This window comes from Belliella aquatica, assembly GCF_014637795.1.
In the GTDB taxonomy this organism is placed as follows: domain Bacteria; phylum Bacteroidota; class Bacteroidia; order Cytophagales; family Cyclobacteriaceae; genus Belliella; species Belliella aquatica.
In genome coordinates this window covers 83,295-98,483 of the sequence record NZ_BMFD01000013.1, presented here as the reverse complement: position 1 = coordinate 98,483, position 15,189 = coordinate 83,295, and the positions used below count along the sequence as shown (strand labels likewise).

Below are 15,189 nucleotides of genomic sequence, written 5' to 3'. Positions count from 1 at the left end.
TATGAAATTTTTGAAAATTCTATTTTCAACCAAAGTTAGTTTAGTCTTATTAATTGCCTTTGCAGTCTCTATGGCTGTGGCCACATTTATCGAAAATGATCATGGCACAGCCGTCGCTTGGAAGCTAGTGTATGATGCTTGGTGGTTTGAGATCATTATGTTATGGCTAGCATTTAATTTTCTAGCACATATCAGTCAATATAAATTACTTCATGCCAACCGCTGGCCTGTGGGTCTTTTCCATCTCGCATTTGTGGTTATTCTTTTGGGTGCAGGCGTGACGCGCTATCTGAGTGTTGATGGGGTAATGCACATTAGAGAAGGAGGATCCGAAAACTCATTTCACACATCAACAGACTACCTTCAAGTAAAATTGTCACAAGACAGTAAAGGTTTGAAATTTGAAAAACCCATCAATATCGTTCCTCATCAGTTTAGCCCTGAAGTTCATCAGGTAGATTTCAATGACAACAAACTTCAAGTAAGGATAAAAGAATACATCAAAGCTGGTGTAGAGACATATATCGACGGAGATGAAACTTACATCGATCTCGCTGTTGCTATAGGAACTGGAAGGGAAGATTATATCCTGACCGAAGGTAATGATTTGGCTTTGGGGAATATTTCTTTGGGAACTGTACAAACCTCTACAAGCCCAATCAAAATATTCAAAGAACTTGACAAGTGGATGATAGAAACTAATACGCATCTACAAATCATGGAAATGAGCACACAGCAGATCGGAGTCATGCATGAAGGAGAAACAAGTCAGCTACAACTGCGCTCACTATATCAATGGGATGGCGGTGCTTTTATGATAAAATCAATTGTAGAAGATGCAGCTATCGTCTACCAAGCTGAAACTGACGAAATGCTCGCCAAAAATATGCCCGATGTCGTTCATCTTGAAATTTTGAACACAGATGGCGAATTGATTAGCAACACCTATATCCGCAAGGTAAGCTTCAACCCGAGTTGGCATCCTTTCAGTCATAAGGGGTTCAATTATAGTCTCACTTTCGGTCCAAAAAACATCAAACTCCCATTTGAACTTTACCTCAATGATTTTGATCTAGAACGCTATCCTGGGAGTCAAAGCCCAGCTTCCTATGCTTCAGAAGTAATGGTAAGGTCAAATGGAGAAGAATTTCCCTACAGAATTTATATGAATAATGTGCTTGATCACCGAGGATATCGCTTCTATCAGTCTTCTTATGACAATGATGAAAAAGGGACTATCCTTTCCGTCAATCAAGATCGTCCGGGTACCTATTTGACTTATTTAGGTTACACACTTTTGACTTTAGGAATGATTCTAACGCTTTTTGCGAAAGGTAGTAGGTTTCAATTGCTCAATAAAAAACTTGGGTTGCTTCGTAAAAAAGCTGCTGCTACTGTCATACTGGTACTGCTTTCTATCTCAACTCTATTTGCACAGGAAGTACCCATGCAGGACCCTAGATTATCCTTGACACCTAAGGAACATGCTGAGGCGTATGGAAAATTGATCGTGCAGGATCTTGATGGAAGAATGAAGCCCCTGAATACATTGGCCAACGAGATTATAAGAAAGCTCAGTGGAAAGACCAAAATCGACGTACCAACGGAAGATGGGCTGATGATATTTAGTTCTGAACAGTTTTTGCTTGCTGTTCAATTAGATCCTGTTACCTATAGTCATCTTCCTTTGATCAAAATCGATCAAAAAAAATCTTATTATGTATTTCAAACGCTCGGAGTAGAACCAACAGATAGGCTAAGTTTTCGAGATTTCCTAGATGAAGATGGCAATTATCTTTTGCAGGAAATGGTCGAGGCTAGTAATAAGCTCAAACCGTCTGAGCGAAATGAATCAGATAAAGAAATTCTCAAAATAGATGAACGTTTCAATATTTTCTACGCCCTGTTGACAGGTGATTTCTTACGACTTTTTCCAAACAAGTTAGACAGAAATAATACTTGGTTTACGAGTCAGCAATTCATGCAGGGATTTGATGAAGATGATGCTGTATTTGTCAAAAACATTACCTCACTGTATCTCGCAGCTGTTGACAAAGGAATCAAAACCGGTGAATGGGCAGAAGCGGAAGAGACACTTTCTTATATCGAACTCTATCAGCAAAAAGCTGGAAGCGAAGTCTATCCAAATGAAACCGAAATCAAAGCTGAGCTTCTTTACACGAAATTGAATTTAGGAACGCGGTTGTTTGGTCCATTTTGGCTTCTCGGAATCCTTATGCTGGCTATAGGAATTCTATCGCTTTTCAAACAAACAAAAATGATAAGCCTTTCATGGAAAATCGGTGTGATTTTTACATGGATAGGATTCATCTTGTTCACGTTCCACCTAGCGTTGAGATGGTATATTGCTAAGCATCCACCTTGGTCTGATGGCTTTGAGATGATGGTATTTGTAGCTTGGGGTGTTTTACTTTTTGGAATGATCTTTTCCAACAAATCACAGTTTACCATCCCTCTGTCATTGCTGTTTTCAGGAACTTTGCTGTTTGTGGGATTTTTGGATTGGCTCAATCCAGAGATTACAAACCTCATGCCTGTGCTCCACTCCTATTGGCTAAAAATACACGTAGCAATCATTGTGAGTGGGTATGCACCTTTGGCACTTTCTGCTATTATTGCCCTATTGAGTCTAATTCTGATTATATTCAAACCTTCACTGCCGAAAGCTAAATGGTGGCTCAGCTTGCAAGAGCTGAATATCGTGAATGAAATGTCAATTACGATCGGTTTGTTCTTACTCACCGTGGGAACGTTTTTAGGTGGCGTTTGGGCAAATGAAAGTTGGGGAAGATACTGGGCTTGGGATCCAAAAGAAACATGGGCATTGATTTCTGTGATCGTTTATGCGATTGTTCTTCACCTAAGGCTAATCCCATCACTCAAAAAAAGTCTGATTTTCAACTTGGCAAGCCTTTGGGCTTTTAGCTCCATCATCATGACATCATTTGGAGTGAATTATTACCTTTCTGGATTGCATTCCTACGCAGCCGGAGACCCTGTCCCTATTCCTATTTGGGTGTATTGGATAGTGGCAGGATTGCTGATTATTTCTTTGCTTGCCATTTGGAAGTACAACAAAATAGAAAAAGATCAGCTGAAGAAGTTGATGGTATAAAAAATAAGACCTGTCAGGTTTTCAAAATCTGACAGGTCTGTTTTCAATATTTTGAACTATTTTTTAAATTATACAAGACTTAGACGTGTAGCCAAATAGGTACTTTTATTGATCCTAAATTACAGCCCCAATCACTGATCAACTGCTATCTAATAGCTCTCAATTTGATTGACTAATCAACTAAGCTTGGGACAGCAATTTCCTCAATTTCTGCTAGTGTTGCTTGAAATTGATTTTTCATCCTATTAATCATCTCTTCTGTATCTACAGGAATTTCTTCAATTAACTTTTGATAATAAGCAACTCCTTCCTTGAGGTTAGCTTTAAATTTATCGACGTAAGCTTCAAATTTCGCAGGTTGCTCAACAAGATAATTATCCATTTCTTCCTTTAAATAGGACACATAAAGTTGAAGTTCCTTTACAAACATGTGGGGACGATCTGTATCGTGCATAATGGAGAATTTACCATAAATGTGCCCTACCATTTCTTTGAGGCTAAATACTCCTGAGAAATACGCTAGATTCGGCCCCGGACAGATAGTAACAGCAGTAAGATTTCTTGCAGGAGTTTCACCATTCGTAATCAATGCAGGAGCTCCAAGCCCCTCGCAAATACAATCTTTTGCCAAAATCTTTTCCGTCCTCTTTTCAAACTCCATTACATCTGAAAATTTCTCTTTCATCTCTTTTAACTTGAGATTTAAGTATTGTCTAGAAGCTGTGCAAATTGGCTTTTCTGTAAACTCGGTATTGAAGGATAAAAACTTCTTGTAGCAAGGACTGCCAGCTCTATCCTTGTCGATTCGTGATTTACGTTGATCTTCCGAACTACTCGTTCTGAGATTATTAAATCTAATACCAAGCGGTGAGGCATGGCTAAGATAATAATCTGATTTCTTGGCATTCACTAATTTCTGCAAAGTATAATCATCAACATTCGTTGCCTCTGGAACCATCAAGAAGGGACTACCCCAACCGGTGCCATCAAGTTGGTAATGGTCCATCAAAAATTCATCTTCATTTGCTGTTCCGATTCCACCCTGAACGGTAATTTTCAATTTTTCATTAGACAGCAAAAGAGGTTTCTTTTTTGAAAGCAGAGCTTGATTGCAAGCTTCCACGAGTGTTGCATTGAGTGCTTCTCTATTTTCTTTGAATTCCTCTAAAATAGGACCCAGCAAAATGCCATCCGTGGCAAAGGCGTGACCTCCACAATTCAGTCCTGATTCGATTCTAAATTCAGAAACCCAAAGCCCTTTTTTAGCCAAGAATCTCCCTTGAATCATCGCAGACCTGTAATCGCTTACTTTCAAAATGATTCGTTTTTGAATTTCACCTTTGCTGTCAGGAAAAAATGAATCAAACTGCTCTGCATAACTAAAAAGAGCGGGATTCATTCCTGCTGAAAATACAACAGATGCATTCAAGTTACTCTCAGCAAATCCTCGTAATGCAGAAAGTGCATCAGAAAACTCTCTCGGAAGTTCCTCACCATTTACATCATAATTCAGCTTGTCAACTTTGGTCATGATATTCACATCAATATTTCCTGGCCGAATAAAATTCTTGAGCTGCTGTTCAACTTGTGTACGTTCTGCACCCTTTAGCATGATCAGTTTTTCAAAAAGCACTTTCGCTGGATGTTTATCAGAAAGTAACTCAAAATAGGTGTCCAAATCATTTCCCTCTCCAAAGAGCTGTTGCTTAATCCTATCAATTTGCTGGGTGATTTGATCATGCAAAAAGTTTAGATAGGCAGTAATTCGCTTTGCGCGACTATCATTTGTTTTTGCATCTATTGGCAAATAGGGAACTCCTAAAATTCTGCTTTTCACCCTACGCATGTCTTCCAAAAGTGAGTCATCCATGATGGATACTACAGAAGAAATACCATATTTGGCAACTTTGAGAGGGGTTTCTAAGGTATAGCCTAATCCCATTACAGGGATATGAAAACTGTGAGATTTTAATTCTTGCATTGTCAAAGCGGTTGGTATTTGTTAAAGCATCAAAAATACCTATCTACCAACCGCTAAAATGCAATATTACTCAGGTCTTAAACTGATTAAAATCAGCTAAAAAATTAAGCTTCTTTCTTGCCTTTGTATAATTCGTACTTCAAAAGTCTGCAATCAATCGTACCATTATAAAATTCGAGTTTTCTTGATGGTCTTAAACCTACTCTTTTTGCCAAGTCCAGATTCCCAGTAAACACAAAACCTGTGTAACCAGCACATTTCTGTTTCATAAAATCTCCAAGACGCTTGTAAGTTGCTTCCAACTCATCCTCTTCTCCCAAGCGCTCACCATATTCGGGATTAACCATCATGATTCCTGTATCTGATTCGGGAATAGTAGTCTCTTCAAAATCACAAACTTCATAAGAAAGGAGGTCCTCCACACCCGCTGTGGCAGCATTTTCTTTGGTAAACATCACCGCTTGTTCGGCGATATCACTTGCTATGATTTCTATCCCTTCTATTGAAGTGATTTTTTCTTCCAATTCGGCTTTCATTTTCAAGTATGCCTCTTCTTCGTAGCCAATGATATGCATAAAAGAATAATGATCGCGATACAGTCCAGGATATCGGTTTGTAGCTATTAAAGCCGCTTCAATCGCTAATGTTCCAGAACCACACATAGGATTCACAAAAGGACTTTTCCTATCCCAGCCCGTAGCATAGATTGTAGCAGCCGCGAGTGCCTCCAGCATAGGTGCTTTTCCAGGGATTTTTCTGTAGCCATGCTTGGCAATAGTTTCTCCTGAAGTATTGATATATAGTGTTGCCTGAGTTTCTTTCCAAAAGAGTTGAAAAACTGCTCCATCATAAGCTGAACCTGTATCAGGTCTCAACCCAGTATTTTCCCTAAAACGATCTACGATAGCATCTTTTACGCGCACATTGACAAATAATGGATTGTCAACACTGTCATTCTCTACATGGGAATTGACAGAAAAATAGGTGTCTTTGGTGATGTATTCTTCCCAAGGGAGTGTTTTTACTCTTCTATAAATATCATCTGCATGATGCAGATAGAATGATTTGATTTCAAAAAGAACATGACTTGCCACTCTTAGATGCATATTCAGATACATACATTCATGTAAAGATGCGTACAACTCAATGTAGGTTCTAAAAACATTCTTTGGCTTGAATCCGAGATCAATCAACTCCTTTTCAACAAATGGAGAAAATCTATCTTTAAAAGTAATGACTACCTTTCCTTTTTGCGTAAAATCTAACATGGTGCAAAAGTAAGGAATCTTAGTGATTTGAAATCGTTTTTTTAATTAATCACTGTCTTGGGCTGTTATACTGACAGCCGCACTCAGATATGGACTCACCACAAAATAACCCAAAACCTCACCTTCGCCATTGAAAGGATATATGTTTGAAACAGGATTTTGGGGTGGTGGGCTGAATAATCCCCCATCGTTGAAAAGAAGATTCACCAATTGTGATAGATAGTCATAAGCATCTTGATTGAGCCTAAACAATTCTAACCTGACTTGATCTCTTTCCTTAAAAGAAAAACCTCCTAATTCGAATCCCCTATCTAGAATAGAAGTACCAAAGGAATCATCAAAAAGCAAATAATCGGACCTTCTATTGAGCAATGTATCGTTTCTAATTATTCTAATCCGATAGTTATTATCGTCTTCAAAAGGAATTTTACCATATAATGTCAAATAATATCCTTCTTCTCGAAACACCCTCTCTTCTTGAAATTTGTAAGTCAATGAATCTAGCGTGGGTGGTTCTAGAAGTGTGCCGGTAGAAATATAGGCTTTCCCTTCAATAATCACATTCAACTCATAGGTTTCTCCGATTACTCCAATTTGATTCTGTACAGGTACATAGCGCTTTACTTGATCATTGTATCGAAAATTATCTATTTGACCATTACCAACATTTCTAACAAAAACAGTAGCATTTTTCACTATTTCATCTGGTTCATCTGAATAGTATTCTTTTGAATAAGAGACGAGAACTTGATTAAAATTAGGTGTATCTGTCCAAACTCCTTCTATCACAGGAATCCTTTCTGAAGTCTGCAACTCCAAAACAACCTCTTCCTGACACGAGGAAAAGGCAAACAGAATAGAGAGCAAAATCAAAAGCTTTTTCATCAAAAATTAAAATTATAAGTTACTGATGGGAGAAATGTAAATAAATAAGTCATCACCGTACCCGGTCGTCTTGAAGTTATCGGATTACTTTGACTTGGAGTAAAATTGATTTGATCATTGTAAATTTCAGTAAATTGATAAGCAAATGGATTTTTTCTTCCATAGAGATTATAGACACTGAAATTCCAACTTCCTCTCCATTTTTTACCTTTATCGGCGTTTTTCCAAGTAACAGAGGCGTCCATTCTATGATAATCTGGAAACCTGTCGTCATTTCTTACTCCACTAAACAAAGGAAGTCTTTGGTTATCAATTTCATAAGATCCAATAGGAAAAGTTACTGCTTGTCCTGTGGTATATACAAATGTCAATCCAGCTGACCATCTCTTATTAAATTCATGATTGACTACTAAAGTCAAATCATGCGGTCTATCAAACCTAGGATTGTACCACTGATCAAAGCTGATGCCTTCTACCCTTCTCCATGTTCTCGAATATGTGTAACTCAACCATCCTGTGGTTTTACCAACATTTTTTCTCAACAACAACTCAAGACCATAAGCATAGCCATTTCCAGCAAGTATTTCAGTTTCTACATTATCTGTAAAAAGGATGTTTGCACCTTGTCTAAGATCAATTATATTCTTAAAATCTTTGTAATATCCTTCAGCAGAAATCTCCCAAATATTATCGTTGAGATTTTTAAAAATCCCCAAAGAAACTTGGTCTCCCCTGATCGGCGGAACATAAGTACCTGCCAAAATCCATCGATCAATTGGCAGACCTGCGGAGCTATTGGAGGCTACTTGCAGATATTGGAAATTCCTGTTGAAAGATGCTTTTAGAGAAAGCCCTTCATTCAATAAATATCTTGTAGCCAATCTCGGTTCTAAACCCTGATAAGTCTTTATTCTTTCAAATCTTTTAAAAACTAAAGAATCAAGTATCTCTGCTTGAGGACTGGGTTGTCCACCTTCATATCTGTAATCAACACCTTTGCCTTGCTGCTGATAAAAAGACCATCTTAATCCAGCCTCAATACTGAACTTTGGACTAATTTCGGTAGTCGCTCCGATAAAAATATTGTTTTGAAAACCATTACGCGGGTTTGTAGCAAATGGCTCTATTGCACTTCCCGGCGCAGGATCCAAACTTATTGGAGAGAATCCATAAAGCTGACTGTGTGCACCCCAATTGAGGAGGGTACGCTCTGAAGCTTGATAAGACCATGTTGCTTTCAGTCCTGTTTCGGCTAAAGTATTTCCCCATTTAAATCCATTATCAGGATCATCAAAGTTGACATTGTACTGATATGAACTGTGGTACAAATTCATATCAAAAAACATGTTCTCTGATATATTCCTACTCCAATTAACTGAAGAAACCCAATTGCTCCAACCTAAACCAAACTGTGCTGATAGACCCAAAAAATCAGCTCCATAGTAAGAAGAAACAGTTAATTTATCTCTATCTCCCAGTAGAAAAGTAAATTTCCCGTTGAGATCATAGAAATATAAATCATTGCTATTAATTGAAGGATCAGAAGACAATCTCAAAAACATATCTGCATACGTTCTTCTTCCAGAAATTGAAAAACTTGATTTGTCAGATAAAAGTGGCCCATCTACCGTCAAGCGAGAACTAATTGTACCAATCCCACCTTCACCTCTTATTTTTTCAAAATTTCCCTCTTTCAATGAAATATCAATGACACTCGATACTCGCCCACCAAAATTGGCAGGAATATTCCCCTTATAAAAATCCACTCCACTCAAAGCATCAGGGTTGAAAACCGAGAAAAACCCAAAAAAGTGGGATGGATTGTACACAGGTGCACCATCGATTTGAAGCAAATTTTGATCTGCAGATCCACCTCTTACAAAAAGCCCCGTAGTTCCCTCTCCTGCTGTTTGCACTCCAGGAAGCAACTGAAGACTTCTCAATAAATCGACTTCTCCGAATAATGCAGGGATATTTTTTATTGTTTGAATGGGTATTACTGATTTACCCATATCCAAACTTCTCACATTTTCATCAGGTCTTGTACTGCTGACAGTAACTTCTTCCAAGTCCATATCTTCCACCCTTAAGAAAAATTTAATCGGCTTTGCGATATCTTTTTCCTGAATGACTCTAATAACCTCCTCAAATCCAACGAAGGATATGATAAGCTTTGCGGGAAGCGAGCTAACTTGAATTTGAAAATTTCCATCAAGATCAGTCGTCACTCCATTCGTCAAGTCATCTTGCCAATAGACATTTGCACCAGGAATTGGCTGATTCATTGCAAAATCTAGAACTACGCCCTCCAATACCTGCTTATCTTGAGCAAAGGATTCTATTAAAGGAAGAAGTCCAAAACTAATCTGAAGGATTAAAAATCTATATAAAAATTGCATAGATGGGTTTTACTTTCTTTGGTAAACGGCAAAGAAGCATTTTTGATTTCCCAATTCAAACTTTTTATAGCAAGTATGTCCTACTTTTTCTTAATCCTTCTTCTAATCAAGAAACCAATTAATCCAGCTACCAATATAAATGGCCAAATACTCACAATTCCCAATAAAAATTGACCTAAACCCTTCCAGCCATATCCAAAAGAATTGATAAGCTTATTAAGATAACCTAGATCTGGATTTTCGGCAACAGTTACATTTTCAGATAGAATTATTTCTAAACTGCTATAAGAAATTTTGCTGGATAGATTTCTAAATCGAGACTCGTATAAATCAATCTCTGCCCTGATTGAATTTAAGCTTTTTTCTATCTCTAAGATATCCTTTATTGAATTGGCTTGCTTCAATATTTCTCTATACCTATTTTCTAATGCTTTCGAACTTTCTATGGACGCTTCCAAATCCAAATACCTCAATGTAGCATCTTCTACATTAACAGACCTATTGATGACTTTTCTTCCTACAGCAGTTGAAAGAATGAACATAGAATCAAAAGAATTAGATGGGATTCTAATCGTAAGGAAGAGCGTCTTACGGAATTCAGAATTATTTTCATTCTCCTGCTCAACATACCCACCGAATTTTCCCAAATAATCTAATATTACTTGGCGATCTTTCTGAAAATTCTTTGACTCTAACTCAAGTCTTCCTGACTTGATGAGCTTTCTAGAAATTTCATTTGCAGAAATATTTTTAGGAGGTGGTGGAGGTGGTGGTTGTTCTGTGAGAGGAATATCTAATAGTTCTTCAAAATTTTCTCCATCATGTCCAATTTCTGAAGTACCACTATCTGAGAAATTTTGTCCACATGAAAATATCATGCAAGCAATTAGAAATGTGCCAATATTATGTGAAATCAGTTTCTTCATATTTATAAATTCTACCACAATTAACTAAAAAATAATTTAAAGTCAATAATGTTGATTTCAAATTATTCAGAATGAAAAAAAGAGAGTGTTTCTGCAACTTTTTTAAAAGTTCAAAATCAGTGTTAATCACAATTCATCATCATAAAAACGTGATTTTACCAGTTTTTAACAAAAAGTACCAAATATTTGTACATCTACTATATTGTATTTCATCAATAAAAATATTGGCATCATGAAATAATATACTGATTTACCACTTTTTAAAAAAATTTAATTTTTATAATTCAGAATATTTTTCACAATTTTAGTCACCCTAAATCAAAAGTACACAAACCAAGTAACACCAAAACAAGATTCAAATATGAGTCATAATATTTTCAAGCAGATTCAATTAATAGCTTTTGGATTGATTATATTTTTCAATTCTACAACACCAAGTCTTGCAGTAGAAAAAAATATTTCAAAAGATATTAATCAGCTCACAAATATCAGTTCAAATAAAGGCACATTGAACCCTGTATTTGATCCTAATACTTACAATTACAATATTCAAGTTACCTTTTTGGACTCTGACATTTTATTAAGAGCAAATACTGACGACAGCGCTGTGTTGATTCAAGTCAATGGAAACAACCCTAGAGCCAATTTCAATGAGACGAGAGTGCAGTTGCTATTTGGCACCACTACTATTCCTATCAACCTCCTGAAAGATGGTCAAATTGTAAATCAATATTTTGTATATATCATAAGGCCTACTCCCACACCTCAAGAAATTGACGAATGGAGAACTTATCCGCAAGATTGTTTTGATAATATCTCCAAAGAGAATGACGAGGAGTGTACAAGAGATACAGATCGTGATGGCGTACCTGACATTATAGACCTTTGCCCAAACACCCCTTTTGGTCAGCAAGTAGATATGTTTGGGTGTTCACTTTCACAATATGATTCTGATGGAGATGGTGTGACAGATGATCTAGATCAATGTCCTGATACTCCTTTTGGTGAAACTGTGGATGAAAATGGTTGTGCGCTTTCACAAAAAGACAGCGACAATGATGGAGTTACCGATGATAGAGACCTTTGTCCAAACACCCCAGCTGGTGAGTCGGTAGATGGTGATGGATGTTCACTTTCTCAAAAAGACTCTGATAACGATGGCGTAACTGATGACTTAGATTTATGTCCTGATACGCCTCAAGGAGCTGAAGTGGATGAAAATGGTTGCGCGCTTTCGCAAAAAGATTCTGATAATGACGGTGTCACAGATGATTTGGACTTGTGTCCTGATACACCACAAGGAGCTGAAGTAGATGAAAATGGCTGTGCGCTTTCGCAAAAAGATTCTGACAATGACGGTGTAACTGATGACTTGGACTTGTGTCCTGATACACCTCAAGGAGAAGAAGTAGATGAAAATGGTTGTGCGCTTTCGCAAAAAGACTCTGACAATGACGGTGTCACAGATGATAGAGATTTATGTCCTGATACACCTCAAGGAGAAGAAGTTGATGAAAATGGCTGTGCGCTTTCTCAAAAAGATTCTGATAATGACGGTGTCACAGACGATAGAGATTTATGTCCTGATACGCCTCAAGGAGAGGAAGTAGACGAAAATGGTTGTGCACTTTCTCAAAAAGATTCTGATAACGATGGCGTAACTGATGACTTAGATTTATGTCCTAATACTCCTGAGGGAGCTGAGGTAGACGAAAATGGTTGTTCCATTGATCAAATAGATACAGATGGCGATGGAATCCCAGATTATCTAGACTTGTGTCCTGATACGCCTCAAGGTGCTGAAGTAGATGAAAATGGTTGTGCGCTTTCTCAAAAAGATTCTGATAATGACGGTGTAACTGATGACTTGGACTTGTGTCCTGATACCCCTCAAGGAGCTGAAGTGGATGAAAATGGTTGCGCGCTTTCGCAAAAAGATTCTGATAATGACGGGGTAACCGATGATTTGGACTTGTGTCCTGATACCCCTCAAGGTGCTGAAGTAGACGAAAACGGTTGTGCACTTTCGCAAAAAGACTCTGACAATGACGGTGTCACAGACGATAGAGATTTATGTCCTGTTACACCACAAGGAGCTGAAGTAGATGAAAATGGTTGTGCGCTTTCGCAAAAAGACTCTGATAATGACGGTGTCACAGATGATAGAGATTTATGTCCTGATACTCCTCAAGGTGCCGAAGTAGACGAAAACGGTTGTGCACTTTCTCAAAAAGATTCGGACAATGACGGTGTCACAGATGATAGAGATTTATGTCCTGATACGCCACAAGGTGCCGAAGTAGATGAAAATGGTTGTGCGCTTTCGCAAAAAGACTCTGATAATGATGGGGTAACTGATGATTTGGATTTATGTCCTGATACGCCTCAAGGAGCTGAAGTAGATGAAAATGGTTGTTCCATTGATCAAATAGATACAGATGGCGATGGAATACCAGATTATTTAGACTTGTGTCCTGATACGCCTCAAGGTGCTGAAATAGATGAAAATGGTTGTGCACTTTCTCAAAAAGATTCTGACAATGACGGTGTAACTGATGACTTGGACTTGTGTCCTGATACGCCTCAAGGTGCTGAAGTGGATGAAAATGGTTGCGCACTTTCTCAAAAAGATTCTGATAACGATGGCGTAACTGATGACTTAGATTTATGTCCTAATACACCTCAAGGTGCTGAAGTGGATGAAAACGGTTGTGCACTTTCGCAAAAAGATTCTGATAATGACGGTGTCACAGACGATAGAGATTTATGTCCTGATACGCCTCAAGGTGCTGAAGTGGATGAAAATGGTTGTGCACTTTCGCAAAAAGACTCTGATAACGATGGAGTAACTGATGACTTAGATTTATGTCCTGATACGCCTCAAGGTGCTGAAGTGGATGAAAATGGTTGTGCGCTTTCGCAAAAAGACTCCGACAATGATGGTGTCACAGACGATAGAGATTTATGTCCTGATACGCCTCAAGGTGCTGAAGTGGATGAAAATGGTTGTGCACTTTCGCAAAAAGATTCTGATAACGATGGGGTAACTGATGACTTAGATTTATGTCCTGACACGCCACAAGGTGCTGAAGTTGATGAAAATGGTTGTGCACTTTCGCAGAAAGATTCTGATAATGACGGTGTCACAGACGATAGAGATTTATGTCCTGATACGCCTCAAGGTGCTGAAGTAGATGAAAATGGTTGTGCACTTTCGCAGAAAGATTCTGATAATGATGGTATCACAGACGATAGAGATTTATGTCCTGATACGCCACAAGGTGCTGAAGTGGATGAAAACGGTTGTGCACTTTCGCAAAAAGATTCTGACAATGACGGGGTAACCGATGATTTGGATTTATGTCCTGATACACCTCAAGGTGCTGAAGTGGATGAAAATGGTTGTGCACTTTCTCAAAAAGATTCTGATAACGATGGAGTAACTGATGACTTAGATTTATGTCCTGACACGCCTGAAGGTGCTGAAGTGGATGAAAATGGTTGTGCACTTTCGCAGAAAGATTCTGATAATGATGGGGTGACTGATGATTTGGACTTGTGTCCTGACACGCCTCAAGGAGCTGAAGTGGATGAAAATGGTTGCGCGCTTTTCCAAAAAGACTCTGACAATGATGGAGTAACTGATGACGTAGATTTATGTCCTGATACACCTGAAGGTGAAGAAGTTGATCAATTTGGTTGTTCAATCAATGAAATTACACCGACAATAGTCGTAGACTACGATAATCAAGAGGTAATTACAGTGCCTTGGGGAACAGGTTTTACTGATTTAGAACTCCCAACAAGTATCTGGGTGACTTTGGAAAATGGCGAAAGAGTATTTCTTCCTGTCACTTGGTTAATTTCTGAGTTTGATGGTAATCAGAGTGGTGTTTATGTCTTGATTGGTGTGATCACTTTCCCAAACAGTTACATAGATGAAATAGATAGAGAAGTTTCCATTACAGTAATTGTCTTACAAAAAGACCCTCCAACAGATTTGCTTCTCAGCAATGATAATTTCCTTCATAATGACATCAATAATCCTATTTATGTTGGTGACTTCACTGTTATCGACCCAATTGATGACACCCATTTGATTGAATTAGTCTCTGATGCTGGGGATAATGATCTTTTTGTCATCATTGATGGGCAGTTATTCTGGAATAATTCGGATTTGAGACCTGGAGAAGAAACTTTCACTATTGTAGTGCTTGTGACTGATCGAGATGGAAACACATTTACTAAAGAGTTTGTCATAAACCGAAGAATTCCAAGCTTGGAAGAATTAGATATTCCAAACACTTTCACTCCAGATGGAGATGGAATCAACGATACTTGGGGAATCAATAGCCTTCGGATTTACAATGGAATCAGACTGACTATTTTCGAAAAAGGAGGACAATTGATTTTCAGAACAAACAATCCTGATGAAAGATGGGATGGGAAATACTTTGGCGATGAATTACCTGTTGGAGCTTATTTCTACATCTTAGAAAAAGAAGATTTGAGTCAAAATCGAAAGGGAGTAATCAACTTACTCAGAAGAAAATAACCTTGTAAATTCAAAATCAACAGTTTGGCAACTGAAAAA

7 protein-coding genes and 1 pseudogene are annotated in these 15,189 nt (G+C 38.0%); 2 read left to right on the top strand and 6 right to left on the bottom strand.

Features of this window, described 5'->3' with window-relative positions; genetic code table 11:
* Nucleotide 1: 1 nt before the first annotated feature.
* Nucleotides 2-3,136 carry a cytochrome c biogenesis protein CcsA gene (locus IEV57_RS15320; RefSeq protein ID WP_188443926.1) on the top strand — a complete coding sequence of 1,045 codons (3,135 nt, stop codon included), beginning with the start codon at nt 2-4 and terminating at the stop codon, nt 3,134-3,136.
* Between the two features lie 172 nt (nt 3,137-3,308).
* On the opposite strand, the gene IEV57_RS15315 is transcribed toward IEV57_RS15320, so the two are convergent.
* From IEV57_RS15315 to IEV57_RS15295, 6 genes and pseudogenes are all read right to left on the bottom strand, one after another.
* A complete protein-coding gene (locus IEV57_RS15315; RefSeq protein WP_188443925.1) occupies nt 3,309-5,117 on the bottom strand; it encodes a hypothetical protein in 1,809 nt (602 codons plus the stop codon).
* A gap of 104 nt (nt 5,118-5,221) precedes the next feature.
* Entirely contained in the window at nt 5,222-5,851 is a 630-nt protein-coding gene (locus tag IEV57_RS19535) for a THUMP domain-containing class I SAM-dependent RNA methyltransferase (RefSeq protein WP_373282262.1), read from the bottom strand.
* Between the two features lie 186 nt (nt 5,852-6,037).
* A pseudogene (locus IEV57_RS19530) lies at nt 6,038-6,223 on the bottom strand (THUMP domain-containing protein); the annotation flags it as partial.
* 207 nt (nt 6,224-6,430) lie between these two features.
* Nucleotides 6,431-7,270 carry a DUF4249 family protein gene (locus tag IEV57_RS15305; RefSeq protein WP_188443923.1) on the bottom strand — a complete coding sequence of 280 codons (840 nt, stop codon included), beginning with the start codon at nt 7,268-7,270 and terminating at the stop codon, nt 6,431-6,433.
* Complete coding sequence (locus tag IEV57_RS15300; RefSeq protein ID WP_188443922.1) at nt 7,270-9,669, bottom strand: TonB-dependent receptor; 2,400 nt, start codon at nt 9,667-9,669, stop codon at nt 7,270-7,272. Before IEV57_RS15300 ends, IEV57_RS15305 begins: the two co-directional genes overlap by 1 nt.
* Before the next feature lie 80 nt (nt 9,670-9,749).
* A complete protein-coding gene (locus IEV57_RS15295; RefSeq protein WP_188443921.1) occupies nt 9,750-10,595 on the bottom strand; it encodes a DUF4349 domain-containing protein in 846 nt (281 codons plus the stop codon).
* A 361-nt stretch (nt 10,596-10,956) separates the two neighbouring features.
* On the opposite strand from IEV57_RS15295, the gene IEV57_RS19480 reads away from it, so the two are divergent.
* Nucleotides 10,957-15,150: a thrombospondin type 3 repeat-containing protein gene (locus IEV57_RS19480; protein WP_188443920.1), complete on the top strand. Its 4,194-nt coding sequence runs from the start codon at nt 10,957-10,959 to the stop codon at nt 15,148-15,150.
* Nucleotides 15,151-15,189: the final 39 nt, after the last annotated feature.